The organism is Tardiphaga robiniae (genome assembly GCF_013359755.1).
Taxonomy (GTDB): Bacteria; Pseudomonadota; Alphaproteobacteria; order Rhizobiales; family Xanthobacteraceae; genus Tardiphaga; species Tardiphaga robiniae.
The window spans coordinates 13,988-38,614 of the sequence record NZ_JABMCJ010000071.1; the positions used below are offsets into that span (position 1 = coordinate 13,988).

The following is a 24,627-nucleotide window of genomic DNA, read 5'->3' on the forward strand; positions in this document are numbered from 1 at the left end:
GAGCCTAGCGATCGTATCCGCCGCCGAAGCTGCTCTTGATCTGATGCAGCAGCGTCAGCACCCAGCATAGCGCAAAGGCTCCCGCGAGGCCGTAGGCCGTGCGGCGATCGATCACCGACAGGCCGGTCCAGAGATAGATGCGATAGAACCAGAGGCCGGCGAGACCGACGCCGAGCAAACACACCAACAGCTTGACGAAGCGCGCATTGGCCACCCCCACCGCGGCAAACAGAATGGTCAGCGGCACCAGAAACAACTGGCAGATGGCGATCAGGCTCTCGTTCACAGGCGGCTCCAGGGAAACGCAAAAGGCGACTCAGAGCCGAGAGTTTAGGCGGCCAATTTCAAACAAATGGTTGCGGACGCATGCGGCAGAAAATCGCTGTCGCTGTCGCAGCCCCATGAACCCGCCCGCTGCCGCCGCGACAAAGGATCATGACACCATCCTTGCCTCACGACCTTCGCACCCTCGCCGTTGCCATGATGATGCTGGCCACGCTCACATCACACGCGGCAGCACAACAGCCCTGCACCGCCGCCCCGCTCGCACAATATGCCGAGGTGAGATCCACGCTCGCCGACGTCGCCAAACGCGGTCTGCGCGGCCGGCACTATTACGAGATCACGTTCAGGACATCGTTCGACGGCGTCATCGTGCCCGATGCCCAGCGCGCCAAATATCCTGAAGACATGACGTTCGTGCTGCAGCACCAGTTCGAGCGACTGAACGTCACCGCGGATCGCTTCAGCGTCAACCTGTGGTTCAAGGGGATCAAGTCGCGCGTCACGGTGCCGTTCAACGCCGTCACCTATTTCGTTGATCCGTCGGTGAATGACCGGCGCGAATTCGACGTGGGTACGCCGGCGCGCGCCTGCGACAGACCGCAGTCAGGCTAGGCTGATCAGAAGCACATATTGCTGACCACGTTGCCGCGCTTGTCCTTGAGCACATAAGGGCACTTGATGCGTTCTAGCGCCTTCTTCGCATCGTCGTCGCCGAGCGCTGCGGCCTTCTCATAATAGGCCTTCGCGGCATCCTTATCCGACGCACCACCGCGGCCGCTTTGCGCGAACGCGCCCATGCGCTCCAACGCGCCCGCATGGTTCTGTGCTGCCGCCTTCTCGAACAGGCTGCGTGCCGCAACATCGTCTTTCGCGCCGCCGATGCCTTCCGACAGCATCATGCCGAGCTGATATTGCGCCTCGGCATTGGTCTCCGCGGATTTCGCCAGCAATTGCCGTGCACGCACCGGGTCTGAACCCGCGCCTGCGCCTCCGGATAGTGCCGCAAGATTGCTTACGCCGCGCGGATTGCCGGCTTCAGCCGCACGCTCGAACAGTTTGCGCGCCTGCGCCTCGTCGCGCGCGACGCCGGTTCCGTTGCCATAGGCGACGCCGAGTTCGACCATGGCGGAGGTACTGCCTTTGTCAGCCGCCTTGCGCCATGCCGCGAGCGCCTCAGCTGCCTGCGCATTGGCCGCGTAAGCACGCCCGAGCTGGAACATCGCACGGCGCGACCCGCCGGACGCGGTCCGGCAGAATTTGATGGCGGTGGCAATATCGGCTTTGGCAATATCGGCCACGCCCTTCACATCGGCAGGCTTGTCGGGATCGGCAGGATCGGCCGCGAGGCGATCGCACAGAACCAGATCGGCGGACTGGGCCTGCATGCGCACCGGCGCGCACAGCACAGCCAGTCCGACGGCGATACCGAGCAAACAGATCAGAGGCGTCGCGCCGATACGCTGGGTCATGGATTTGTCGCCACCTGTGTCATTCGCCGGTGACATTACGGACAGGCGCGCACCCCATCAAGCCGTGCGCCAGCCTGGAACTTACACGGCCTTGCGGATCAGCTTCAGCACTGCCTGCAACCGCAGGCTCCGCTTCCCCGCCAGCGCCGTGGCTTCCAGTTCGGCACCGGTTTCGTCGCAAGTACCAGAAAAGCCGATACCGATTTCATGGCCGCCGAAGACCGGGTTCTCGCCCTTTGCCGGCGTGTGCTCCTGATTGAGCATCTCGCCCTTCCAGCGTCCGTCCGCGGAGGAATAGGCGCCGAGATAATAGAAGAACGCGTCTCCGCCGAGGATGCGGCCGTCATGCAGCAGCATCACGCCGTTGAGCCCGCCATCGATGCCGTCGAGTGTGCGCAGATGGATCGAATACAGCCCGTTGGCGATGCCACCCGCACCGATCGGTCCGGCCGGAGGCATCTCGCCGTCATCGATCGTCGTCATGACCGACTCGAATTTCGCACCCGGCATTTGCGGCGACGAACCCTGAAAACGATAGGTGTCGCCATAGGGCCGGCCGGTGACGCTGATGGTCGCCACATCCTGGCCGAGCAGCGAGGGATAGTTGGGATCGTTCATGTGGCGGCGGCTCTCGATCTCCGCCACCACCTCGTCACCCCGGAGCTCATAGCTGCCGATATGGGCAAAAGCGGAATTGCCGCCGAGCATGCTGCCATGCTCGACAAACATCACACTGCGACCGACCGCCTCATCAACCCGGTATTCGCATTTGTAGAAGCCCGTCCGCAACCCGTCATTCCCCTGCAGTGCCTTTCGCATTGTAGCGGAAGATGTGCAGTGGAGGAAAGCGCACCCGGCCAATTGGGGGCGATTCCAACAGCCTCGGACGCAGGCTACGCAATTCCTCGCCTTAGAATGGGTCGAAACGGCGCATTCGTGGACCAGCAGCCCTCATCAGGCGTCTCCTTCCCCGGTCCCGGGCGTTACGAATGCGACGTGGCGTGCGGGCGCGATTCTGCTTCGTGCGATCCCGGTGCCAGCGGCGCCGCCTGATCGACCGTCGCTTCGCCATGCTGGGTCAGCGGACGGTTGCCTGCCATGGCGCGCAGCAGCACATAGAACATCGGCGTGAAGAAGATGCCGAAGGCCGTGACGCCAATCATGCCGGCGAACACCGCGACACCCATGGCATGACGCATCTCCGAGCCTGCGCCAGTGGACGTCACCAGCGGCACGACGCCCATGATGAAGGCCAGCGACGTCATCAGGATCGGCCGCAACCGCAGACGGCTGGCCTCGATCGCGGCCTGGATCGGTGTCCGCCCGGCAAATTCCAGCTCGCGGGCAAACTCCACGATCAGGATGGCGTTCTTCGCCGACAGACCCACCAACACGATCAAACCAATCTGGGTGAAGACGTTGTTGTCGCCCTTGGTCAACCAGACGCCGAACATCGCCGCCAGCAAGCCCATCGGCACAATCATGATGATCGACAATGGCAGTGTCAGGCTTTCGTATTGCGCGGCGAGCACCAGGAACACCAGCAGCATCGCCACCGGGAACACGATCAGCGACGAATTGCCGGCGATGATTTCCTGATAGGTCAGTTCAGTCCATTCGAAGTCGATGCCCTTGGGCAACGTCTCCTTGGCGACACGCGCCACGGCGTCCTGCGCCTGGCCGGTGGAATAGCCGGGCGCCGCGCCGCCATTGATGTCGGCCGACAGGAAACCGTTGTAGCGCATGGCGCGCTCCGGCCCTGCACTTTCCTTAACGCGCAGCAGCGTCGAGAGCGGGATCATCTCGTTGCTGTCGGAGCGAACTTTCAACTGGCCAATATCGTCGGCCCGCGCCCGGAATTTGGCGTCAGCCTGGACGCGCACCGAATAGGTGCGACCGAATTTGTTGAAGTCGTTCACATAGAGCGAGCCGAGATAGATCTGCATCGTGTCGAACACCGAGGTAACCGGCACGTTGAGCTGCCGCGCTTTGGTGCGATCGACATCCGCATAGAGCTGCGGCACATTGATCTGATAGCTTGAGAACAGACCGGCCAGCTCCTTCTGCTGCATTGCCTTGCCGATAAAAGCCTTGGTGGCGTCGTTCAGCGCCTCATAGCCGAGACCGGCGCGATCCTCGATCTGCAGCTTGAAGCCACCGATCGTGCCAAGACCCGACACAGGCGGCGGCGGGAACATGGCAATAAAGGCGTCCTGAATGCCGGCAAACTTCTTGTTCAGCGACAACGCAATGGCATTTCCGCTCAGGCTCGGATCCTTGCGTTTGTCAAACGCATCCAGACCGATGAAGACGATGCCGGAGTTGGACGAGTTGGTGAAGCCGTTGATCGACAGGCCCGGAAACTGGATCGAATTCTCGACGCCGGGCTCCTTCTGCGCAATCTCGCCCATGCGACGGATCACCTCTTCGGTACGATCCAGCGTAGCGCCGTCGGGGAGCTGCGCAAACCCGACCAGATACTGCTTGTCCTGACCGGGCACGAAACCGCCCGGGACTGCGTGGAACAGATACCCGGTAACACCAATCAGCAGAACGTAGATTCCCATCACCGCCGCGCGGCGCGAGACGACGCGCTTCACGCCGCCGCTATAAGCGTCGGAGCTTCTGGCAAAGAAGCGGTTGAAGCGGACGAAAAACCAGCCGAGCGTCTTGTCCATGAAGCGCGTCAACGCATCCTTCGGCGCGTCATGGCCCTTCAGAAGCAGCGCGGCAAGTGCTGGCGACAGTGTCAGCGAATTGAAGGCGGAGATCACAGTCGAGATCGCCACCGTCAGCGCGAACTGCTTGTAGAACTGCCCGGTCAGGCCGGTGATGAAGGCCAGCGGCACGAACACCGCGACCAGCACCAGCGCGATCGCGATGATCGGGCCGGTCACCTCGCGCATAGCCTGATAGGCCGCGCTCTTCGGATCGAGCCCGCGCTCGATATTGCGCTCGACATTCTCGACCACAACGATGGCGTCGTCGACCACAATGCCGATCGCCAGAACGAGGCCGAACAGCGTCAGCGCATTCACCGAGAAGCCGAACACATGCATCACGGCGAAGGTGCCGACCACCGATACCGGCACGGCGATCAGCGGGATGATCGAGGCTCGCCATGTCTGCAGGAACAGGATGACGACGAGCACCACCAGTGCGATGGCCTCAAGCAGCGTATGGATCACCGCCTCGATCGAGGCGCGAACGAATTGCGTGGGGTCGTAGACGATGTCGTAGGTGACACCATCCGGCATGTTTTCCTTCAGCTCCTTCATCGTCTTGCGCACGTTGTCGGAAATCTGAATCGCGTTCGAGCCGGGCGACTGGAAGATCGGAACCGCCACTGCGGACTTGTTGTTCAGCAGCGAGCGCAGTGCATAGTCGGCGGCGCCGAGTTCGATACGGGCGATGTCGCGCAGCCGCGTCACCTCGCCATTGTCGCCGTTCTTGACGATGATCTCGCCGAACTCTTCTTCGGTCTGCAGGCGTCCCTGTGCATTGATGGAGAGCTGTAGATCGAGGCCTGGCTCATTGGGCGAACCGCCCACCTGCCCCGCTGCCGCCTGCACGTTCTGCGCACGGATCTCACGCACCACGTCGCCGGGCGACAGACCGCGCTCGGCGACCTTCTGCGGATCGAGCCAGACGCGCATGGAGTAGTCGCCCGAGCCGAACAGCTGAACCTGACCGACGCCTTCGATGCGCGCGAGGCGATCCTTGACGTTGAGCACGGCGTAGTTACGCAGATAGGTCATGTCATAGCGGTCGTTCGGCGACAGCAAGTGAACGACCATGGTGAGGTCTGGCGCGCTCTTGATCGTCGTCACGCCCAGCGCGCGCACTTCCGCCGGCAAGCGCGGCTCGGCCTGCGAGACGCGGTTCTGCACCAGTTGCTGCGCCTTGTCGGGATCGGTGCCAAGGCGGAAGGTGACGTTGAGCGTCATCCTGCCGTCGGTGGTCGCCTGGCTGCTCATATAAAGCATGTTCTCGACGCCATTGATCTGCTCTTCGATCGGCGTCGAGACCGTTTCCGCAATCACCTTTGGATTGGCGCCGGGATAATTCGCTGTCACCACCACGGTCGGCGGCGCGACTTCCGGATATTCGGAGATCGGCAGCACCGGCATCGACAACAGGCCGGCGAGAAAAATCACCGTCGACAACACGCCGGCAAAGATCGGACGATCAATAAAGAATTTTGAAAAGTTCATGGCGCTATTCCGTGACGATCCAGACCTGCGGGGTACAAGGGCCCCGCGCGGCCGATCGCTCGACCTCGATGACGTGCTGTGTATTAGGAAGAGCGCCCTGCCCGCCTGCGGACAGGGCGGTCGTTATCAGTTCTGCGCGACGGCCTTGATCGAGACGAGAGACGCGGCGTTCATCGCCACCATCTCCGGCTTGATGGTCACACCCGGCCGCACGCGCTGAAGTCCGTTGACGACGATCCGTTCACCGGCTTTGAGGCCGTTGAGGATCACGCGCATGCCATCAACCGAGGGCCCCAGGATCACTTCGCGATATTGCGCCTTGTCCTTGGCATCGACCACCATGACGAACTTCTTGTTCTGGTCGGTGCCAACTGCCCGCTCGCTAATCAGCAGCGTCTGTTCTGCCTTCGGCTGGCCCATTGTGAGCCGCGCGAACTGGCCGGGCATCAAGCGACCATCGGCATTGTCGAACATCGCACGCACCCGCACCGTGCCGCTGCGCGGATCGACCTGATTATCGATGAACTGCATGCGGCCCTTCACCGGTGCGCTATCAGTGACGGTGGTCATGTGAACCGGGATGCGGTCGATATCGCCCGGCGTCTTCTCGTCTGCCAGCGTCTTCAACGCGCGCGACACTACCTGTTCGTCGGCATTGAAGCTTGCATAGATCGGATTGACCGAGACCAGCGTCGTCAGCAGCGGCGCGGACGGGCCGGCCGAAATCAGGTTGCCGACGGTGATCTCCACCTTGCCGACCCGGCCCGCGACCGGCGCGCGCACTTCAGTGTAGCTGAGATTGAGCTCGGCGGTCTTGAGCGCGGCTTCTGCAGCCTTGAGGTTGGCTTCGGCCTCACGATACGCATTGATACGATTGTCGAGGTCGCGCTGGGTGATGCTGGAGCTGGTCAGTTGCTGACCGCGGTCGAAATCGGCCTTGGTGAGGATCAGGCGTGCCCGCGACGCGGACACCTGCCCCTGGGCACGATCGACGTCGGCGGCGTAGAGCGCCGGATCGATCAGCACCAGAAGGTCGTCCTTCTTGACCAGCGCGCCTTCGCGAAAGTGGATCTCCTGAACGGCGCCTGCGACGCGGGAGCGAATCTCCACGCGCTCAATTGCCTCAAGGCGGCCCGAGAACTCGTCCGAAGGCGCCGTGGCCTTGGCTTCCACCAGGGCAACCGAAGCCTGAACAGCAGCGGGAACAACCGCACCGGACTCGGCTTGAGCTGCAACGCTGGACAGATTCATCAGCGCCGCACCGCCGCCAACGGCGACCGCTACCAACGCGATTCCGGCGCCAAAAGCGATCTTGCGAGGGAGATTATGTGCCATTGTGAACCCCATTTAATCTGCGTGGGCTTTGTAAAGCCCTGTCATTTCAGTAGCTAAGCTGTACATTCCGCGTCTGGCCGGTCCCGCCGGGCATCTCGCTGCAACGCACACATTCGTAACGTCCGGTATAGATGGACTATCGACATCCACTGTCAAGAGACTTATCTACTGAACGGTAGAAAACTTTGGAGGGCCCGTCGTGGCACTGGGACGTCCTCGTGAATTCGATACCGACACGGCCCTCGACCTCGCGCTGCATGTGTTCTGGCGCAAGGGTTACGAAGGCGCGTCGATGGCCGACCTCACCGAAGCCATGGGCATCACCAAGCCCAGTCTCTATGCAGCGTTTGGCAACAAGGAAGATCTGTTCCGCAAGGCGCTGGATCGCTACGTCGATGGCCCCGGCGGCTATTTCCGCACCGGCCTGGAGAAGGCCACGGCCCGCGAAGCGGTCGAACATATCCTCTACGAATCCGTTGAGGCGGTGACTGATCCCAGGAATCCCGGTTGTCTCGCGGTCCAGGGCGCCCTCTGCTGCGGTGATGCCGCGGAGACGATCAAGCAGGAACTGATGGCGCGTCGCTCGAAGAGCGAGGACGATCTGCGCCTTCGCTTCACACGCGCCCTCGCCGAAGGCGATCTGCCAGCCGACGCGGATGCCGGCGATCTCGCGCGCTACGTGTCTGCCATCTTGCAGGGCATGGCCGTGCAAGCCGCAGGCGGCGCACCGCGCGAGCAATTGCGAAAACTCGCCGACATGGCCATGCGCAGCTGGCCTCCGGTCTGAGCCGTCCGCCTGCATTTTATGCTGAGATCGCACAGCCGGCCTATTGTCCGCTGAATGCCGGCATGCACTACGCGCAGCTTCCGCTGCTCGCAGCGCTCGTTGCCATGGTCGGGCTTGGGCTCACGCTGAGCAGTCTCATTGACCGCCGGATCTTGCCGGCGCAGATCAGTCCGGCAGAATAGCGTCGCGACCGCGTAAGTATTTTCGCATTTTCAAGGAAACGATTTTGGCCCTCAGGCGCGACAGTTTCGCCTTCACTGCCTTTCTGGGCACATTGACAGCATTGCCACCGCTGTCGATCGACATGGGATTGCCGGGTCTTCCGGCGATCGAGGCGAGTTTCGCCGACGCCGCAGGACGCGGGCCGCTGACGCTCAGCCTGTTCCTGGCGGGCTTTGCGATCTCGCCGCTGATCTGCGGTCCCTTGGCTGACCGCTTCGGGCGCCGCGCAACCTTGCTGGATGGACTGCTGCTGTTCTCGATCGCGGCGGGCGCCTGTGCGCTCGCGCCATCCTTCACCGTGCTGCTTGCCTTTCGATTGCTGCAGGGCCTCGCTGCAGGCGCCTGCGCCATCCTGCCCTTCGCCATCGTGCGCGACCTGTTCGAACACGGCACGGCGCGCCACAAGCTGTCGCAGATCGCGGCCGTCCTCGGCATCGCGCCGATGATCGCGCCCGTGCTGGGCGGCTGGGTGATGACCGTCAGTGACTGGCGAACGATCTATGCGGTGCAGGCCGCCGTCGGCCTGATCCTGCTGATCGTCGGCGCGATCAGTCTTGAGGAATCTCAGCCGGTCGAGAAACGCCGTTCGCTCAATCCCGCGCAATTGCTCGAGAGCTACCGCATGGTGCTGTCCGATCGCATCTTCGTCGGCTTCTCCCTGCTCTATGCCTTCGCCTTTGCCTGCATGTTCGCCTTCATCTCCGGCGCGCCGTCGGTATTGATCGGCAGCCTCGGCCTCTCCACCACGGTGTTCGCGCTGCTGTTCGGGCTGACCTCCTGCGGCGTGCTGGTTGCCTCGCTGATCAGCGGGAGCCTGAGCCGCCGCCATGTGGCCTCACGCAAGATCATCATGGCCGGTCTGCTGCTGATGATCGCCAGCGCTGTTGCAGCGGTCGCTTTGGTGCCTGCAGGCGCCGTCACGACGCTGTCGTTGATGCCGCTGATGGCGCTCACGATCTTTTCCTTCGGCCTGCTCGCACCGAGCACCAACCACGAAGCCTTGCAGAACCTGCCGCATGTGGCAGGCGCGGCAGCTGGCGTGATGCGCTGTATGCAGATGGTCATGGGCGCCTTCGCCAGCGCCATGATCGCGGTGTTCGAACCGTTCGGACACCCGGCGCTGGTGATGACCGGCCTGATGGCCGGCATGGCGCTCGCCGCCGGCGCGATCTATCTGTGGCTATTACCCAAGGCCAATTCCGGGCAGGATCATCGCGCGTAACAGGAGTACCCCATGAACGGAAAGATCGTCGTCATCACCGGAGCGTCCGGTGCGCTGGGTCAGGTCGTGCTCGAACGCGCCGTTAAGAGCGGTGCAACCATTGCCGCCATCGACCATTCCGCCAGGACGCCGGCCTCAACGCCAGATCGCTTGCAGATCGGCGGCGTCGACCTCTCCGATGCCGCGCAAGCCGACGCCGCCATCGCTGCAGTGGTCAAACAACTCGGCAAGATCGACGTGCTGATCAATATCGCCGGCGCATTCACCTTCGAGAATATTGCCGACGGTAACAACAAGAGCTGGGAGACGATGCATCGGCTCAACTTGCTCACGGCTCTCAATGCCTCGCGCGCGGCAATCCCGCATCTGACGTCGTCGAAGGCCGGACGGATCATCAATATCGGTGCGATGGGTGCGCTACAGGCCGGCGCCGGCATGGGGCCTTACGCCGCCTCGAAGGCTGGCGTGCATCGGCTGACGGAAACGCTCGCCGCCGAGCTGAAGGGCAAGGTCACGGTCAATGCCGTATTGCCGTCGACGATCGACACAGCCGCGAACCGCCGCGATATGCCCAATGCCGATTTTTCAAAGTGGGTCACGCCGGACGAACTCGCCAGCGTGATCCTGTTCCTGGCGAGCGATGCGGCGAGTGCGTTGACCGGCGCGCTGCTGCCGGTAAGCGGACGGGTTTAGCCACTATTTGTCCCACGCTCCGCCCTCATCCTGAGGAGCGGCCGCTTGGCCGCGTCTCGAAGGATGATTGCATATCACCAACTCATGGTTCGAGACGCGCGCTAAAGTAGCGCGCTCCTCACCATGAGGTCGGAGCCCAGACTACCCGGCGTTGCCCCAGATCTTTTTCTTCTTGCCGAAAGCCGGCTTGGCAGCTGGCGCACCGCCATCGCGCTTGGCCTTGGCGACGTAGGGCGGCTTGTCCGCGCGTGGTTTCTTGTCGAACTTCGGCTTGCCTTCGTAACGCGTGTCTTCGCTGCGGGGCTTTGCATAAGCCGGCTTGTCGGCGCGCACCGGATCGTATTTCGGCTTGCCGTCGAACTTGGGCTTGCCTTCATATTTCGGCTTGTCGTCGAAACGCGGTTTGCCCTCGTAGCGCGGCTTGTCGCCCTGGTAAGGCTTGTCGCTCTTCGGCTTGTCCTTCCAGGACTTCTCCTTATAGGCACCCTTGTCCTTGAAGTCCGGACGGTCGCCATCGGATCTGAAGCTGGGCTTGCGCGGGCGCTTGTTGGAATAGTCGCGATCTTCCGGCGCCGTGCGGCTCGATGCGACCGCGCCTTCCGGACCGTTAGCCAGCGGCTCGATGTGGATATTGTCTTCCTTGTCCGGACGCTTGATCATGGTCGCGAACTTCTCAGCCGCGGCTGCCGAAATCTCGAATTCCGAATTGCCGTCATAGATCTTGATCGCGCCGATATCGGCCTTCTCGATGCCGCCGCGACGGCAGATCATCGGCAGCAACCAACGCGCTTCGGCATTCTTCTGCCGGCCGATGGCGACGCGGAACCACTTGGCGCCCTCGCCCATCGGTTCGCTCTTCTTCGGGGTCTTGCGGACCGGAGCGCCTTCTTCGTCCCGGCGACGGCTGCCGGGGCGATCCTCGCGACCGCGGAACGTGCCGGGATCCTGCACATCTTCCGGCGACGGCAGACGCGAACGATACAGCCGCGCCAGCGCCGCTGCGATCTCCTCGGCCGAACGCTCGGCGAGCATCGCGCGCGCCAGCGTCAGATCGTCCTCGGTGGACTCTTCAGTGAACAACGTATCCTGCAGCATGCGCTGCTGATCGAGCACGCGGATTTCCTCGACGGTCGGCGCTGATCCCCAGACGGCATCCGTGCCAGCGAGATTGAGCAGCATCTCGGCGCGGCGACGGCGCGATGGTGGCACCAAGAGAACACTGACGCCCTTGCGGCCGGCACGGCCAGTACGACCCGAGCGATGCTGCATCACTTCCGGATCGTTCGGCAGGTCGGAGTGAATGACGAGACCGAGATTGGGCAAATCGATACCGCGCGCAGCCACGTCGGTGGCGACGCAAACCCGTGCGCGACCATCGCGCAGCGCCTGCAGCGCGTGAGTACGCTCGTTCTGCGACAGTTCGCCCGACAGAGCGACGACCGAGAAGCCGCGCTCCAGCAGAACGGTCTGCAGATGGTTCACCGCATTGCGGGTGTTGCAGAACACGATGCTGCTCGGCGATTCAAAATAGCGGAGCACGTTGACGACAGCGTGTTCGACGTCGTTCGGCGAAATCCGGATCGCACGATATTCGATGTCGGAGTGGCCACCTTCGGTGCCAGCGACTTCGACGCGGAACGCCTGCTGCTGATACTGCTTGGCCAGATTGGCGATGCCGCGCGGCAACGTTGCCGAGAAGAGCAGCGTACGACGGGATGCCGGCGTGGTCTTGAGAATGAACTCCATGTCCTCGCGAAAGCCCATGTCGAGCATTTCGTCGGCTTCATCGAGTACCACGGCCTTCAGTTCGGAGACGTCGAGGCGGTTGCGACGCAGATGGTCGCAGAGACGCCCGGGCGTACCGACGACGATATGCGCGCCTGCGGCCAACTCGCGCTGCTCCTTGCGCGGATCCATACCGCCCACGCAGGAAACGACGCGTGCGCCGGCATATTGATAGAGCCAGGTCAGTTCGCCATGCACCTGCAGTGCGAGTTCGCGCGTCGGCGCGACGATCAGCGCCAGCGGCGATCCCGCCTTCGGCAGCTTCTCCGCGCCTTCGAGCAGATTTTCGGCAATCGCCAGACCATAAGCGACGGTCTTGCCGGAGCCGGTCTGCGCAGACACGAGAAGATCGCGACCGACAGCATCGTCAGCGAGGACGGCGGCCTGGACGGGCGTGGATTCATTGTAGTTGCGCTCAGCCAACGCGCGGGCGAGCGACGGACCAGTCGAAAGAAATGACACAGATGTAAACCTTGGTTGCAGCGGACCGCGTCGCGGTCGGACTCATTGAGATCCACGGGATCAATACTTGGGACCAAACGGAAACGAATCTGCCGCCCTTCAGTTGGCGGTCACGTCGGGTCCAGGAGTCCGGTGCGTATCGGGATCGACGGAGCTTTACGCTGCTTCGCAGCAAAAGGCCAATCATTGCTGCCATGTACCGGCGAAATCGGGCGAAATGAGGTTAACCCTCACAGAATTGCGCCAGCACCGGTATTTTGTCGCTCAAATTTCGCTAGGAGGCTTTTCAACGTCCTCTTCCGTCTTTGGCCCCTCCTGCTTGAAAGGTACCAGGAGCCAAAGAGTCAGGAAGGTGAACAGCGAGATGACGACCGCCACGTCATAGGCGCCGAGGCCCACGGCAGCGCCAGTTGCGCCGGTTGCCCACAGACTGGCTGCAGTGGCGGTACCACGCACCGAGCCGTTGTCTTTCAAAATGGCGCCGCCGCCGATAAATCCCATGCCGGTCATCAGACCTTCGATGATGCGCGCTGTGCCTTCGGGATGACCGTTCAGAAACCCCTCAGTGGCCTGGACGATACCGCAAGTGGCGAGCGCGACCAGCGGAAAGGTGCGCAGCCCGGCGCTGCGCTCGGCGCGCTCACGATTCCAGCCGATGGGCAGCGCCAGAACATAGGCGATCGACATGGCGATCAGATGCGGCAACAGACGAAAGCTGTCCGACATTTCCAGAAGGGTCTTCACCGCGGGTCTCCGATCGCACAGGGATAAGGCGCCTCGGGTGTCCCCGCGGGCCAACCTGGATAAACTCGACCAGTGAGTCGCGGTTGCAGCGGCGCATCGTCTCATGGACCTCGACTTGGACGTTCGATTTGGAAACCTCGCTCTACCTCCCGGTGAAACGCTTCCTCGAAGGCCTTGGCTTTACCGTCAAAGGCGAGATATCAGGCTGCGATCTCGTGGCGCTGAATGGCGATGATCCGCCAATCGTCGTGATCGGCGAGCTCAAGCTCAGCTTCAATCTCGAACTGATCCTGCAGGCTGTCGATCGCGCCGGCGCCTGTGATGAAGTCTGGGTCGCCGCCAAGCTCTCCATCCGGGGCAAGGGGCGCGAAAGCGATGCGCGCTACCGCAACCTGTGCCGCAGACTCGGTTTCGGCATGCTCGGAATTACGGAAGCCGGCGGTGTCGAGGTTCTCGTCGCGCCTGCCACTGTCGCGCCCCGACGCAATCCGAAGAAGCGTTCACGCCTCATTACCGAACACAAGAAACGTCAAGGCGATCCTGCCCTTGGCGGCAGCACGCGCGCGCCGATCATGACGGCGTATCGCCAGCAGGCGCTCGCTTGCGCTGCGATGCTTGTCGTCGGTCCGCGCAAGGTGCGTGAGCTCACGCCGGATTATCCGGATGCGCAGAAGATCCTGCATCGCAACGTCTATGGTTGGTTCGAAAGTCCGGCGCGTGGCACCTACGCGCTCACCGATGCGGGTTACGCGGCGCTGAAACGTTGGCCGCAACCCCAACGGGATACCGCCCCGCCATCCGCTTTGTCGTAAAGCTACCGATCAAACTCTTTCTCGTTTTCCGGGAACAAGTTTGCATGGCTGCTTTGTCGCGGTAATTCCATATTGCAATGCAACAACTGCTCGCTTAGGTATCGCAAATCAACACTGAGGCGAGCGATGAGCGAAGACTGGAACACGAAATATGGAACGCGGCGCGTACGGCGCGATCCCCCGACCCTGGAAGAAGCCATCTTCGCCGCGATGGGTATCACCGAGGATCTCGATCAGCAGGCGGAGATCGCCGCCTCGCTGATGGGCATGCCGTTCGACGCCGTGCAGGCTGAAGTGAAGAAGGCCAATCGTTCGACCGGCACGCTGCGCGTGACCCGCGTTATCGCAGGCGAGCAAGGTGCTCAGCGTTCGGTGGTCGTGGAACGTCGCGTGACGCGCAAATTCGGTAACGACAAGCGCATCTGATTTTAAGGGCGCTCACAGCCCTCTCCGCAGTCGCAAAAAAGGCCTCGTTCACCACGAGGCCTTTTTCTTTGTCGCGATAGTTTCTTGGCTCAGGACGATTTGCCCCAGCCGGCGAGCTTCAACCACAGACCCCAATAAGCCCGGTTATAGTCGGCCACCGCGCGCGCCACATCGAGCGCCGAGGTCTTGGGCCGCGGCGCGACACCAGCGCCCATGGGATCGCGCAGGTCTATAACTCCCGTGGATTCGCCGTGCCGGAACGACAGGTGCGCACCAAACTTGTTGGCCAGTGCACGCATCGCATCATTCTGCGCGCCGGTGGTGATACGCAGCCTCGCGTAGCCCATCGACCGCGCCTTGGCGATCAGCTTCGTGAACAGGATGCTGCCAACGCCCTTGCGACGCACGATGGCTTCAACGCTGAAGGCAATCTCGGGCAGCGAGTCCGGCGACAGGTCGGCTTGATGCAATTCGGCGGCGCCGCGCGCAATGCCATCCTCGAAGTAAACGAGAATGACGGTGCCGGTATTGACGGACTTCTCGGCGTAACGCGCGACCCATTCGTCGTCGAGCGAACCGTTGAAACGATCACGGCGGCTCTCGCGGTCCAATCTCAAGAGATGATCGCGGAACAGCGGCAGCTCGCGGGCTGCAAGGACACGTACATGTCCGCGGGCCGGAGCGCGTGTCGAAATGGCAATGGTGGTAGCTGCGTCTAACATGGTCAAAATCCTCAAGTTGCCCTCGAGGAAAGCGTCGATTCCCTAGATGCCCTATATTGTGCAACGCACCATGAAATTCAAGGGCGCTGATGCCGCACCTGCCAGCGCCCACCGCAGGTGAGCCATGCAATTATCCAGGATTAACAAAGCCTTAAAGGCGCAACGCGCCGCTCTACAGCACCAGTTGGGTCTGCGTCACGATGCCCACCAGCTTGCCCTCCTCGGTCTCGATTCGGGTCTGCCAAACCTGCGTCCTGCGCCCCCGATGAACCGGCGTTGCGATGGCGCGCACGGTGCTTCCTGCTTTCGCCCCGCCTGTGAAATTGGTCTTACTCTCGATGGTCGTCGTTCCCTTGGCGCCCTCCGGCAGATTGATGACCGTCGCCGCCGCACCCACCGCGTCGGCGAACGCCATCACCGCGCCGCCATGGATCGTATGGCCGAGTGTGCACAGGTCCTCGCGCACCAGCATCGTGGCAACGACGCGTTCCAGGTCGGCGTCGGTAAAGGTCACGCCCATCGAGACCGAAAACGGCATCGCGAGGCTGTGAATCTTGTCGAGTGGCGTCATGCTGGCATCGTCTCCCTGCAACCTGTCTCGCCTATCGTCGTGCGGGCTTGATGAAATTTCACGACACAACACCCTGCCGTGACAAGCTCTTTGTTAACAGGCATATCGACGTCATGCGCCACTTCCCGCCACGCCGGATCGTCTGCCTTACGGAAGAGACCGTGGAGACGCTGTACCTGCTCGGCGAACAGGATCGCATCGTCGGCGTCTCCGGCTATGCGGTGCGGCCCCCGCAGGTCCGGCGCGAAAAGCCGCGGGTGTCCGCGTTCATCTCGGCCGACCTGCCGAAGATCCTCGCACTCGATCCTGACTTGGTGCTGTGCTTCTCCGATCTGCAGGCTGAAATCGCCGCAGACCTGACGCGCGCTGGCATCGCCGTTCATGTATTCAACCAGCGCGACATCGCCGGCATTCTGGCGATGATCCGAACGCTCGGTGCCATGGTCGGCGCAGCTGAGCGCGCAAATCAGCTTGCAACGCAGTTTGAGCTGCGACTTTCCAGCGTCAATGATGCAGCAAACTTGCGGCAGAACAAGCCGCGCGTCTATTTCGAGGAATGGGATGATCCGCTGATTACCGGGATCGGCTGGGTGTCCGAACTGATCGAGATCGCCGGCGGCGAAGACGCTTTTCCGCAGCTTCGACATCAGAAGGCAGCGAAGGATCGCATCGTCATGCCTGCCGACGTGATTGCCGCGGCCCCCGATGTGATCCTCGCCTCGTGGTGCGGCAAGAAAGTCGTGCCCGATAAAATCCGGCAGCGACCGGGCTGGAACGCGATTCCTGCCGTGCGCGACAATCGCATCTATGAGATCAAATCGCCGCTGATCCTGCAGCCAGGACCAGCAGCATTGACGGACGGACTCGACGCGATCGTCGCGGCGCTGTGGCCGTAACCGGCACGAGCACCGACGCCGTCATCTGAGATGCTCGCCCCTTACCCCTTCGGGTACTGCAGAAAGTAGGCATCTGTCAGCGCATCTTCGAGCAGCCGGCCTTCCGAATATGCTTGCAAGGATGCAGGCCGTTCGACGCCGGGCAACAACCGCGGACACGGCTCCGGCGCACCGATCACCGTCCTCACCGGAATGCGCTCGGCATAGATCGGCAGTTCGTAATCCTCGTCATCGTCAGCCACGCCCTTGGCGCGAATTTTTGCCGACGCCTCCTCGATCTCCATGGCGATGAAGGACGTCGCCTTCATCTCTTGTGCCGTGGTCTCGCGCAGACCGGCGGTGCGATCCGGAAAGAAACGGTCGACCATCGCGATGCCAGCCTGCTCCTTCTCGTCGGGATCGGTGACGAGATAAGCGTTTCCGAATGCCATCACCGCACGGTAGTCCGCTGAATGATTGAAGCCGCAACGTGCCAGCACGAGGCTGTCGAGAAAGGCCACCGTGAGACAGACGCGTTGCTGCGCGGTCTGGTTCTTCAGCATGCGGCTCGCGCTACTGCCGTGCCAGTACAGTTTCGTGCCTTCGCGCCAGAAGAAGGTCGGCGTGCAATAGGGCTGCCCGTCGATCACGTAGGACACATGGCACATCATCGATGCGTCCAGAATTTTATGCACGGTCTCGTGGTCATAGAAGCCGCGGTCATGGCGTCGCTTCACGCGATTGCGCGCCGTGAGCGGATATGACGCGATGTCTGCGTTCGTCGGTTCATCGGTCTTCAGTTCGGCTGTGGTCACGGCAATTCCCCGTCAATTGGAAGTGTTCGAATGTGTTGTACCGCCACATTTGGTCTGCGATAGTGCCAATTCCATGCGAAAAATTCCGACCAATTTGGCGAAGCCAATTCCGAAACCCGAGCTGCCGCTCGATCTCACGGGCGCACATATCACCGAAGGATCGTCCTCGCAGGATCGGCTCTATCAGGCGCTGTGCCATGCCATCACCGGCGGCGTCGCCAAGCCCGGCGAAGCTTTGCCGCCGTCCCGTATTCTCGCCAAGCAAACCGGCATTCAGCGCAACGCCGTCACCAATGCCTATGAGCGGCTGATCGCCGATGGCTTTGCCATTGCACGCGTCGGCTCCGGCACTTTCGTCGCCGCGCGTATCCCGACGCGGAGCAGCAGCAAGCCGACAAAGACCATCGCCATCGACGCACCGCAGCGGGGCACGCTCGCGCTCGGCTGCACGCATATCGACGAACAGGCGCTGCGCCGTTTTCGCGCTTTCGCCGGCCGCCGCCTGCGCGCTTTCGGCGCCGAGCATCTGCACTACGGCGATCCCCGCGGCAGTCATGAACTACGCACCGCCATCGCCAATCATCTTCTGTCGGCGCGTGGGCTACGCTGCGATCCCGATCAGATCATGCTGACATCGGGCACACAGCACGGGCTGCGCATCGTGCTGTCAGCCATTCTCAAGCCAGGCGAACAGATCTGGTGCGAGGACCCCGGTTACCCCGCCGCACGAAAATCGATCGAACATTGCGGCGCCCGGCCGGTGTCGGTGCCGGTCGATGACTTCGGCCTGATCGTCGCCAGGGGCCGTGCCACGGCGCCATCTGCGCGCGCGGCCTATGTCACGCCCTCGCATCAATTTCCACTCGGCGTGCAAATGGCGATGCCGCGGCGTCTTGAATTGCTCGACTGGGCGAAGGACGCCGGCGCATGGATATTCGAAGACGATTACGACAGCGAGTTTCGCTATGACGGCGCGCCGTTGCTGTCGCTCGCCGGCATCGATCACCTGCAACGCGTGATCTATATGGGCACGTTTGCCAAGACTCTGTTTCCCGGTCTGCGCATCGGCTACTGCGCCCTGCCCGAACGCCTGATTGGCCCGGTCACGACGGCGCGCGCGGCGATGGACCGCTTTCCCGGCACATTGATGGAAGGCGCCGTCGCCGACATGTTGAACTCCGGCGCCTTCGCGGCCAACCTGCGCAAGATGCGGAACATCTATCGCGAGGCGCGCGACGCTCTGGCGACGACGTTGACGGATGCGTCGGACGGGCAACTGACCGTGCCGGTGCCGTCACAGGGCCTGCATCTGGTGGCGAAGTTCGCGCCCGCGACGTCGCTTGAGATCGCCGCAAAGGCCAAGGCTGCAGCCGGCGTCGAGGGCTGGTTGCTGGCTGACACCTATCTGCGCGCTCGCCCTGCGCCGGGCTTCGTGCTCGGCTTCGCCGGCCATCCCATTCGTCAACTTGTCGCATCGGCGGAAAAACTGGCGAAAGCCTCAGCGGCGAGTTTGCGCGCCCACCGCAAGCCTGCAGCAAAGACGCGTGGAACCCGCGTGGGGGGCTAAAACTTGAGGCTGGCTGGCACTCAATGCCGGCAACCGCTGCGCTTCTAGAATCGGATGCGCATCCCTACAATCCAGGCAGACAAAATGCCCAGCAGGCAGATCTGCCCCCAACGGAGACCTCATGTCCGGCAATCGCAACGTGCTCTACCTGATCATCGGCGCGCTGATCGTCGGCATCGGCGTGCTCGGCTACAATCTCTACCAGACCAAGAAAGAACCCAGCGGGCTGCAGATCAATGTCGGCCCCGACGGCCTCAAGATCCAGAACAAGTAATAAAGGTCGCACAATGCGCTCGGCAATTTGGCTATCAGGAATTCTGGCTTCGCTTGCGTTAGCGACGCCGGCGCTTGCGATCGATCAGGTCAACCGCGAACAGGACATTGTTGATGTCCGCCTCGGCCAGCGCATTCTGGTCGATGACGGCTCTTGCCCCACCGGCCAGATCAAGGAAGTGTCCGGCACGACGCTGACCACGTCCGGTGTGACGCGTGTTCGCAAATGCGTTCCCCGCGCGGGCACCAAGACGCGCTAGTCCAAGACATGCTCATCAATGTCGCAGCGGCTCGCTTGGCGGCACCGGTGAACCGGTCTGGCCCACACTCGCACCGCCATCGATCGCTAGCGTAATCCCTGTGATCCAGCGGGCCTCGTCGCTGGCAAGAAACAGAACACCATAGCCGATATCCCAGCCGGTCCCTTCGGTGCCCAGCAGTGTGCCCGCTGCGCGCGCCTTGCGCATCTCATCACTCATGCCACGCGACGCCACCATCGGCGTATAGACCGTGCCGGGAGCGATGCAGTTGACGCGAATGCCGTCGCGGCCGTGATGTGCCGCCATCGCTCTGGTGAGGCCGATCACCGCCGATTTCGACGTTGGATACAACAAGCTCGGATGGCCACCACGCAGGCCGGCGATCGACGTCAGGTTGATGATCGAGCCGCCGCCGGATTTCATCATTTCCGGAATCGCATACTTCGCCATCAGCATCATTGAGGCAACGTTGATACGCATGGCGCCGTCCCAGGCGCGGTCGTCGACCTCGATGGCGTCGCCGCGCGGCCCGGTGAGGCCAACATTGTTGACGAGGATATCAAGACGGCCAAAGCCTTCGACGGTGCGTTCGACGATCGCCTCGCATGACGCGCGATCACTGACATCGCCGTCATAGATCTGCGTGATGCCGCCCTCCACAGCGATCAATCGCGCGGTTTCTTCGGCAGCGTCTACGTCGGTGTCGACCAACGCGACGCGCGCGCCATGCCGCGCCAACAACACCGCTGCGGCACGTCCGTTGCCAATGCCATCGCCGCGGGAACCCGCACCGGTGATAATGGCGACCTTGCCTTTCAATCGATCGTCACGCTGGGGCTGCGCCATATCCATCAGAACATGCCGTTGGTGTTAGCGGATTTTTCCGGGATCGGCTGAACGGCATCCCAATGTTCGACGATCTTGCCGTTCTCAAGCTTGAAGATGTCGATGATCGCGTTACCGCGCGTGCCCTTTTCGCGCACGGCATGCACATGCAGGATCACATAGTCGCCGTCGGCGAAGGCCTGCTTGATCTCGCTATGCGAGTCCGGGAATTTCTCCCGCAGGAAACCGATAAAGCCTTTGAAGCCCTCGACACCATCAGCCGCGTTGGGATTGTGCTGAACATAACGCGGACCGAAATATTTGGATGCCGCCTCGAAGTCCTTTTGGTTGAGGCCCTTCTCATAGAATTCAACGACGGCTTTCTTGTTGGCTTCCTGGGTGCTGGCATCTGCAGCTAACGCCGCGCCGGTCAGAAATATCGAGACACACGTCAAGCCGATCGAAACAAATCGCATAAAAAATCCCTCGGTTCCCACCAATTCAATTAGTAGCGAATCCACCCACCTAACGGTGGTGTAGCAAAACGCTATCATCGGCAGTAACGGGATGACGAGAGGGAAAGACAGAAATCCGCTATCATTTTGGCGCGACGACGCGGCGCAAAAAGATCACGCGAACTAACTGAGTGGTTCAATCCAGCGGCGCCGGATCATACATGCATTGCAGGGTCGGCTTCGCGATCTGCGTGAAGGTCGCGCTGATCATCGACTGCTTGGATGCCGGGATCCAGTCCTTCTCGATGGTAGGCACGCCGCGCTCGCTAATGCCCCGCAGCAGTGCCTCGCGCAAATCGACGTCTTCCACCGTTGCTACAGCATGGTCATGCAGGCAGCCGCACACTTCTTCTGGATGCGCCCATCGCCCGACCATATGCGGCGAGCACAGGCGGACGAATTCGCCGCGCTGGTCCGGCAATTTCCGCCACGACCAGATCTGCGCCTGCGCTGCACTTCCCGTGATGGAACTTGCAAGGGTGGCAGCGACAACAATGGCGGTCAGAACACGTGGTCGGGTCATTTCAAAACTTTTCTTGTTGTTTCTCGGTTGTCTACCCGCGATCGAAATCAGCGTACGTAGGCCACAACCATCGGCGCAGCAGCACTGATCGCGGGCGAACCGGTAAAGGCGAACGTACCGATACCGGGTAGGTTACCATCGGTGGAACCGGCCATCGACGGGCCGGCCAGGATGAAGGCGAAAGCGAGGATGAAGCTGATGGTGCGCATCTGACGTCTCCAGTTCGGCAGCGCTTCCCGCCGCGTCGTTGGCAAATGGATAACCAATGGCGGTTTCGGCACGTCTGCGACCCAAGAGGAAAATGGTTTCGTCTGCCTGCTCAATTGTTTCGTCGCGCCCATCCGACGACACAATCCGGGCGGTTACTATGCGAACGGCTCGAAAAGAACGCCTTGGAAAGGATGTCTCGAAAGTTCGTCTGGCTGTCGCACGCCCTTAACAAAACTGAACCTAAACGCGGCTAAAGCGACTTCAGGAGAGCGTATGCAACCTTTTCAGGCGACTGCGCGTTTCTGTTCACTTGGAAGAGAAGGAATGCAGTCGTGGGAACTGGCAACAACGACGTTGGCAAGGATACCCCGATCAGCGCCCCCGGACGGCCACTGATCTCCACGGTACACGCGCGCGCCAAATGCCAAGGCGCCATGTCGCAGCAGGGCTACGGCTCGCACGGCAACGAGTGCTATCCGCAGCAGCTAGTCCAGCTCGTGGGCTATCGTGACCCGCAGCCGCAGCAGTCATGGGACCGCTTGCGCACGAAACGCGTCGTCACCCACTCCGCTGAATAGCGAAGCACGGCTAAGTTCTAGCGGCCGATAGATCGCTTATTTGATGAAGTCGCCGCATTTCTGGACGGCAACGTCTGACTGCCCCCAGGGCATGATCGGAACTGATGACGTCGAGTTCTTCGGCGAACCCTCGATGATCCGGTCCGAATAGACCATGTAAACCAGCACGTTTCGCTTGGCGTCGCAGCCCCGGACGATTTGCATTTTCTTGAAAAAAAGACTGCGGCGCTGCCGGAACATGTCCTCGCCCTGATCGCTCTTGGCCTTGAACGTGATGGGACCGATCTGCCGGCACGCGAGCGAGATGTCCGAAACTTCTTCGGCCAGACCGAGCCAGCCCTTGAAGCCGCCCTTTTCAGGCACCGTGAAGTGGCAGGCGACGCCGTCGACTTCGGGGTCGTCGACGCCATAGGTCGCCAGCTTGTCGTTCGGGCTGAGCCATTTGAACACGGTCGAGCGCCGGAAGATCAGATCCGGTTCATCCGCAGCCTGCGCCGGGACAATTGCCAACGCCGCGAATGCCGAAAGCGCCAGGACGCCGCGCCGCAACATCTTGGTGAGCCCGCCAGATCCATTAAACGTCATGCAACTCTCCGTGACCGATCCAGAATATGTAGGCATTCCAACCGGATTCGGAAGCCAGGATGCCCCTCTGTTAATTCAATGTGAGGCTTTTTTGCTAGGCTGATCCCGACTCAGCGGTAGCCAGATCACTCATGCTGGTGAACCCATCTCGCGCCTGCGAGACTAATGTTTTCAGATGGATTCGAGGATATTGGACGTGGGTGCATTTCAATTGTCGCGTGAACCGGGAGACAACTGCCGTTTTCTGAGCGGCACGATTTTTTCCGGCAGCTTCCTGCGGATCGCGCTGGTCGCCGTGGCCGGCATGACCGTGGCGGCGCCTGCGGACGCCGCGGTGTTCTGGACCGACGAAAACCCGATGATCATGCGGGAGATCGAACCGCCGGCGCCGCAACCGCAGCAGCGCCAGAAGAAGCTGAAGCGCCTTGGCGCCAGACTTGAGAAACAGGTCAAGGAACACACCAAGCCGGTCGGCCCACTGGTGATCGCCATCTCGATCGAGCGACAGTCCTTGCGGGTGTTCGACGCCAACGGCCTGTTCGCGGAAACGCCGATCTCGACCGGCATGCGCGGCCATTCGACGCCCATGGGCGTGTTCAGCATCATCCAGAAGAACAAATGGCACCGCTCCAACATCTATAGCGGCGCGCCGATGCCTTACATGCAGCGTATCACCTGGTCGGGCATTGCTTTGCATGCCGGCGCGCTGCCAGGCTATCCGGCGTCCCACGGCTGCATCCGCATGCCGATGGCCTTTGCGACCAAAATCTGGGGCTGGACCCGCATGGGTGCCCGCGTGATCATCGCGCCCGGCGAAATCTCGCCTGCGGAAATTTCGCATCCCCTGCTCGCCGCTCAGAAGCCTGAGCTGGTTCCGGTCGCGGCAGCGGCGCCTCAAGACGTCCAGGCGTCGCCCAAGGCTGATAAGGCATCGGCAGATGCGAAGCCCCAAGACCTCGGTCTGAGGCCATCCGCCGCCGACCGCACCAAGACTCAGGACAAGACCCAGACCGCCGATGCCAGCAATGCGATGACAAAACCGGCGCCAGCAACTGTGATGTCGGACGCCACATCTGCAAAGGTCGAAACCGCCGTCAAAGCCGCCGAACCCGAGATCATGACGCGCCGCGATCTTGACGCCGCCATTGCCAAAGTCGTCGAACTGCCGACCCCCGAGGTCAAATCTGAAGAGACCGTCGCGGAAGCGCCAGCCAAGCTTGAACCTGCCAAGACGGAAGCACCGAAGGCGGAAATCGCGAAAGATAACGTCACGCCGGTCGCCGCCAGCGTACCCGACGTCAAGAAGGACGAAACGCGCCCCGCCGATTCAGCCAAGGCCGAGATGCCTGCCGCCGATGCGACGCCAAAGCGGTCCGGCCAGATTGCCGTGCTGGTCAGCGGCAAGGACGGCAAGCTCTATGTGCGGCAGAATTTCGCGCCGCTGTTCGAGACGCCGATCGCGATCAAGCCCAGCGATCGCCCGCTCGGCACTCACATCTTTACCGCCCGCATCGACAAGGATGATGCCAAGGCATTTCACTGGACCGCAGTCTCGCTGCCTGCCGTGCCGCATCGCGCCGACGAGGATGACAATGTTTCGCGACGCCGCAAATCCACTGGCGCGGTTGAAGTGAAAACCCGGCCGCTGCCGAACAGCGCCGCCGAAGCGCTCGACCGCCTGACGATCCCTGCGGACGCCATGGCACAGATTACCGAAGCGCTCGCGAGTGGCGGCTCCATCGTGGTGTCCGATCAGGGCATTGCCGCCGGCGGCGAGACCGGCCAGGGCACCGAATTCGTGGTGCCGCTGCGCTAGCCTCGTTCACTCCGGCCCTGTAACAGCTTGTTGAGT

General features: G+C 61.9%; 27 protein-coding genes. 12 read left to right on the forward strand and 15 right to left on the reverse strand.

Translation table 11 applies throughout. The annotated features are described in order from the left end of the window. Positions 1-4: 4 nt before the first annotated feature. The gene (locus HP556_RS04735) at positions 5-286 is read right to left on the reverse strand and encodes a hypothetical protein (protein ID WP_175366105.1); all 282 of its coding nucleotides are present in this window, start codon (positions 284-286) and stop codon (positions 5-7) included. A gap of 149 nt (positions 287-435) precedes the next feature. Here HP556_RS04735 and HP556_RS04740 point away from each other — a divergent pair, with 149 nt between their 5' ends. After that, the gene (locus HP556_RS04740; protein WP_175366106.1) at positions 436-897 is read left to right on the forward strand and encodes a ClpXP protease specificity-enhancing factor SspB; all 462 of its coding nucleotides are present in this window, start codon (positions 436-438) and stop codon (positions 895-897) included. Between the two features lie 5 nt (positions 898-902). On the opposite strand, the gene HP556_RS04745 is transcribed toward HP556_RS04740, so the two are convergent. The 4 genes from HP556_RS04745 to HP556_RS04760 all read right to left on the reverse strand — a co-directional run bounded on the left by HP556_RS04745 (position 903) and on the right by HP556_RS04760 (position 7,303). Continuing rightward, positions 903-1,754, reverse strand: a complete 852-nt coding sequence (locus tag HP556_RS04745) for a tetratricopeptide repeat protein (protein ID WP_120292576.1) — start codon at positions 1,752-1,754, stop codon at positions 903-905. An 81-nt stretch (positions 1,755-1,835) separates the two neighbouring features. Next, the gene (locus tag HP556_RS04750; protein WP_093759064.1) at positions 1,836-2,543 is read right to left on the reverse strand and encodes a GrlR family regulatory protein; all 708 of its coding nucleotides are present in this window, start codon (positions 2,541-2,543) and stop codon (positions 1,836-1,838) included. A gap of 194 nt (positions 2,544-2,737) precedes the next feature. After that, entirely contained in the window at positions 2,738-5,968 is a 3,231-nt protein-coding gene (locus tag HP556_RS04755; RefSeq protein WP_093758337.1) for an efflux RND transporter permease subunit, read from the reverse strand. 126 nt (positions 5,969-6,094) lie between these two features. Continuing rightward, positions 6,095-7,303, reverse strand: coding sequence for an efflux RND transporter periplasmic adaptor subunit (locus HP556_RS04760; protein ID WP_093758336.1), 1,209 nt, complete (start codon positions 7,301-7,303; stop codon positions 6,095-6,097). 199 nt (positions 7,304-7,502) lie between these two features. Here HP556_RS04760 and HP556_RS04765 point away from each other — a divergent pair, with 199 nt between their 5' ends. The 3 genes from HP556_RS04765 to fabG all read left to right on the forward strand — a co-directional run bounded on the left by HP556_RS04765 (position 7,503) and on the right by fabG (position 10,227). Further along, the gene (locus HP556_RS04765; protein ID WP_068736841.1) at positions 7,503-8,090 is read left to right on the forward strand and encodes a TetR/AcrR family transcriptional regulator; all 588 of its coding nucleotides are present in this window, start codon (positions 7,503-7,505) and stop codon (positions 8,088-8,090) included. Between the two features lie 226 nt (positions 8,091-8,316). Continuing rightward, entirely contained in the window at positions 8,317-9,534 is a 1,218-nt protein-coding gene (locus HP556_RS04770) for a multidrug effflux MFS transporter (RefSeq protein ID WP_175366107.1), read from the forward strand. A gap of 12 nt (positions 9,535-9,546) precedes the next feature. After that, positions 9,547-10,227 (forward strand): 3-oxoacyl-ACP reductase FabG, encoded by a 681-nt coding sequence (gene fabG, locus HP556_RS04775; protein ID WP_175366108.1) that lies wholly within the window; start codon positions 9,547-9,549, stop codon positions 10,225-10,227. 141 nt (positions 10,228-10,368) lie between these two features. On the opposite strand, the gene HP556_RS04780 is transcribed toward fabG, so the two are convergent. Together HP556_RS04780 and HP556_RS04785 are read right to left on the reverse strand one after the other, a co-directional pair. Further along, positions 10,369-12,474, reverse strand: a complete 2,106-nt coding sequence (locus HP556_RS04780) for a DEAD/DEAH box helicase (RefSeq protein ID WP_093758332.1) — start codon at positions 12,472-12,474, stop codon at positions 10,369-10,371. Positions 12,475-12,738: 264 nt separating this feature from the next. Next, positions 12,739-13,218 carry an MgtC/SapB family protein gene (locus HP556_RS04785; protein ID WP_244628541.1) on the reverse strand — a complete coding sequence of 160 codons (480 nt, stop codon included), beginning with the start codon at positions 13,216-13,218 and terminating at the stop codon, positions 12,739-12,741. A gap of 128 nt (positions 13,219-13,346) precedes the next feature. Between HP556_RS04785 and HP556_RS04790 the strand changes: the two genes are divergently transcribed. Together HP556_RS04790 and HP556_RS04795 are read left to right on the forward strand one after the other, a co-directional pair. Then, positions 13,347-14,030, forward strand: coding sequence for a DUF2161 domain-containing phosphodiesterase (locus HP556_RS04790; protein ID WP_175366109.1), 684 nt, complete (start codon positions 13,347-13,349; stop codon positions 14,028-14,030). A 126-nt stretch (positions 14,031-14,156) separates the two neighbouring features. Beyond that, positions 14,157-14,456, forward strand: a complete 300-nt coding sequence (locus HP556_RS04795; RefSeq protein ID WP_089263988.1) for a hypothetical protein — start codon at positions 14,157-14,159, stop codon at positions 14,454-14,456. An 89-nt stretch (positions 14,457-14,545) separates the two neighbouring features. Here HP556_RS04795 and HP556_RS04800 read toward each other — a convergent pair whose 3' ends face one another. Together HP556_RS04800 and HP556_RS04805 are read right to left on the reverse strand one after the other, a co-directional pair. Further along, the gene (locus tag HP556_RS04800) at positions 14,546-15,178 is read right to left on the reverse strand and encodes a GNAT family N-acetyltransferase (RefSeq protein WP_175366110.1); all 633 of its coding nucleotides are present in this window, start codon (positions 15,176-15,178) and stop codon (positions 14,546-14,548) included. Positions 15,179-15,350: 172 nt separating this feature from the next. Next, complete coding sequence (locus HP556_RS04805) at positions 15,351-15,749, reverse strand: PaaI family thioesterase (RefSeq protein ID WP_175366111.1); 399 nt, start codon at positions 15,747-15,749, stop codon at positions 15,351-15,353. Positions 15,750-15,862: 113 nt separating this feature from the next. Here HP556_RS04805 and HP556_RS04810 point away from each other — a divergent pair, with 113 nt between their 5' ends. Continuing rightward, complete coding sequence (locus HP556_RS04810; protein WP_175366231.1) at positions 15,863-16,645, forward strand: cobalamin-binding protein; 783 nt, start codon at positions 15,863-15,865, stop codon at positions 16,643-16,645. Positions 16,646-16,686: 41 nt separating this feature from the next. On the opposite strand, the gene HP556_RS04815 is transcribed toward HP556_RS04810, so the two are convergent. Continuing rightward, positions 16,687-17,394 carry a pyridoxamine 5'-phosphate oxidase family protein gene (locus HP556_RS04815; protein ID WP_175366232.1) on the reverse strand — a complete coding sequence of 236 codons (708 nt, stop codon included), beginning with the start codon at positions 17,392-17,394 and terminating at the stop codon, positions 16,687-16,689. 118 nt (positions 17,395-17,512) lie between these two features. Here HP556_RS04815 and pdxR point away from each other — a divergent pair, with 118 nt between their 5' ends. From pdxR to HP556_RS04830, 3 genes are all read left to right on the forward strand, one after another. Beyond that, a complete protein-coding gene (pdxR, locus tag HP556_RS04820) occupies positions 17,513-19,006 on the forward strand; it encodes a MocR-like pyridoxine biosynthesis transcription factor PdxR (protein ID WP_175366112.1) in 1,494 nt (497 codons plus the stop codon). A 121-nt stretch (positions 19,007-19,127) separates the two neighbouring features. Further along, entirely contained in the window at positions 19,128-19,280 is a 153-nt protein-coding gene (locus HP556_RS04825) for a hypothetical protein (RefSeq protein ID WP_165826841.1), read from the forward strand. Between the two features lie 13 nt (positions 19,281-19,293). Next, positions 19,294-19,539 (forward strand): DUF6719 family protein, encoded by a 246-nt coding sequence (locus tag HP556_RS04830; protein WP_089263984.1) that lies wholly within the window; start codon positions 19,294-19,296, stop codon positions 19,537-19,539. A 15-nt stretch (positions 19,540-19,554) separates the two neighbouring features. Here HP556_RS04830 and HP556_RS04835 read toward each other — a convergent pair whose 3' ends face one another. From HP556_RS04835 to HP556_RS04850, 4 genes are all read right to left on the reverse strand, one after another. Further along, a complete protein-coding gene (locus HP556_RS04835; protein WP_244558278.1) occupies positions 19,555-20,391 on the reverse strand; it encodes an SDR family NAD(P)-dependent oxidoreductase in 837 nt (278 codons plus the stop codon). Continuing rightward, positions 20,391-20,840 carry a nuclear transport factor 2 family protein gene (locus HP556_RS04840; RefSeq protein WP_120292399.1) on the reverse strand — a complete coding sequence of 150 codons (450 nt, stop codon included), beginning with the start codon at positions 20,838-20,840 and terminating at the stop codon, positions 20,391-20,393. The genes HP556_RS04835 and HP556_RS04840 overlap by 1 nt, the downstream gene beginning before the upstream one ends. A gap of 175 nt (positions 20,841-21,015) precedes the next feature. Beyond that, positions 21,016-21,402 (reverse strand): hypothetical protein, encoded by a 387-nt coding sequence (locus tag HP556_RS04845; RefSeq protein WP_120292397.1) that lies wholly within the window; start codon positions 21,400-21,402, stop codon positions 21,016-21,018. Between the two features lie 47 nt (positions 21,403-21,449). Next, positions 21,450-21,611, reverse strand: coding sequence for a hypothetical protein (locus HP556_RS04850; protein ID WP_175366113.1), 162 nt, complete (start codon positions 21,609-21,611; stop codon positions 21,450-21,452). A gap of 333 nt (positions 21,612-21,944) precedes the next feature. Here HP556_RS04850 and HP556_RS04855 point away from each other — a divergent pair, with 333 nt between their 5' ends. Then, positions 21,945-22,190 carry a hypothetical protein gene (locus HP556_RS04855; RefSeq protein ID WP_120292395.1) on the forward strand — a complete coding sequence of 82 codons (246 nt, stop codon included), beginning with the start codon at positions 21,945-21,947 and terminating at the stop codon, positions 22,188-22,190. 36 nt (positions 22,191-22,226) lie between these two features. Here the strand turns inward: HP556_RS04855 and HP556_RS04860 are convergent, their stop codons facing one another. After that, a complete protein-coding gene (locus HP556_RS04860; protein ID WP_120292570.1) occupies positions 22,227-22,742 on the reverse strand; it encodes a CreA family protein in 516 nt (171 codons plus the stop codon). 229 nt (positions 22,743-22,971) lie between these two features. Here HP556_RS04860 and HP556_RS04865 point away from each other — a divergent pair, with 229 nt between their 5' ends. Beyond that, on the forward strand, positions 22,972-24,591 hold the full coding sequence (locus HP556_RS04865; RefSeq protein ID WP_338117531.1) for a L,D-transpeptidase: 1,620 nt from the start codon (positions 22,972-22,974) through the stop codon (positions 24,589-24,591). Positions 24,592-24,627: the final 36 nt, after the last annotated feature.

Coding starts and splice junctions, on each gene's coding strand:
- HP556_RS04755 (WP_093758337.1), bottom strand. CDS start 5,968: ATGAACTTTTCAAAATTCTTTATTGATCGTCCGATCTTTGCCGGCGTG.
- HP556_RS04810 (WP_175366231.1), top strand. CDS start 15,863: ATGCGCCACTTCCCGCCACGCCGGATCGTCTGCCTTACGGAAGAGACC.
- HP556_RS04795 (WP_089263988.1), top strand. CDS start 14,157: ATGAGCGAAGACTGGAACACGAAATATGGAACGCGGCGCGTACGGCGC.
- HP556_RS04830 (WP_089263984.1), top strand. CDS start 19,294: ATGCGCTCGGCAATTTGGCTATCAGGAATTCTGGCTTCGCTTGCGTTA.
- HP556_RS04760 (WP_093758336.1), bottom strand. CDS start 7,303: ATGGCACATAATCTCCCTCGCAAGATCGCTTTTGGCGCCGGAATCGCG.
- HP556_RS04805 (WP_175366111.1), bottom strand. CDS start 15,749: ATGACGCCACTCGACAAGATTCACAGCCTCGCGATGCCGTTTTCGGTC.
- HP556_RS04835 (WP_244558278.1), bottom strand. CDS start 20,391: ATGGATATGGCGCAGCCCCAGCGTGACGATCGATTGAAAGGCAAGGTC.
- fabG (WP_175366108.1), top strand. CDS start 9,547: ATGAACGGAAAGATCGTCGTCATCACCGGAGCGTCCGGTGCGCTGGGT.
- HP556_RS04740 (WP_175366106.1), top strand. CDS start 436: ATGACACCATCCTTGCCTCACGACCTTCGCACCCTCGCCGTTGCCATG.
- HP556_RS04745 (WP_120292576.1), bottom strand. CDS start 1,754: ATGACCCAGCGTATCGGCGCGACGCCTCTGATCTGTTTGCTCGGTATC.
- HP556_RS04825 (WP_165826841.1), top strand. CDS start 19,128: ATGTCCGGCAATCGCAACGTGCTCTACCTGATCATCGGCGCGCTGATC.
- HP556_RS04850 (WP_175366113.1), bottom strand. CDS start 21,611: ATGCGCACCATCAGCTTCATCCTCGCTTTCGCCTTCATCCTGGCCGGC.
- HP556_RS04840 (WP_120292399.1), bottom strand. CDS start 20,840: ATGCGATTTGTTTCGATCGGCTTGACGTGTGTCTCGATATTTCTGACC.
- HP556_RS04860 (WP_120292570.1), bottom strand. CDS start 22,742: ATGTTGCGGCGCGGCGTCCTGGCGCTTTCGGCATTCGCGGCGTTGGCA.
- HP556_RS04800 (WP_175366110.1), bottom strand. CDS start 15,178: ATGTTAGACGCAGCTACCACCATTGCCATTTCGACACGCGCTCCGGCC.
- pdxR (WP_175366112.1), top strand. CDS start 17,513: ATGCGAAAAATTCCGACCAATTTGGCGAAGCCAATTCCGAAACCCGAG.
- HP556_RS04845 (WP_120292397.1), bottom strand. CDS start 21,402: ATGACCCGACCACGTGTTCTGACCGCCATTGTTGTCGCTGCCACCCTT.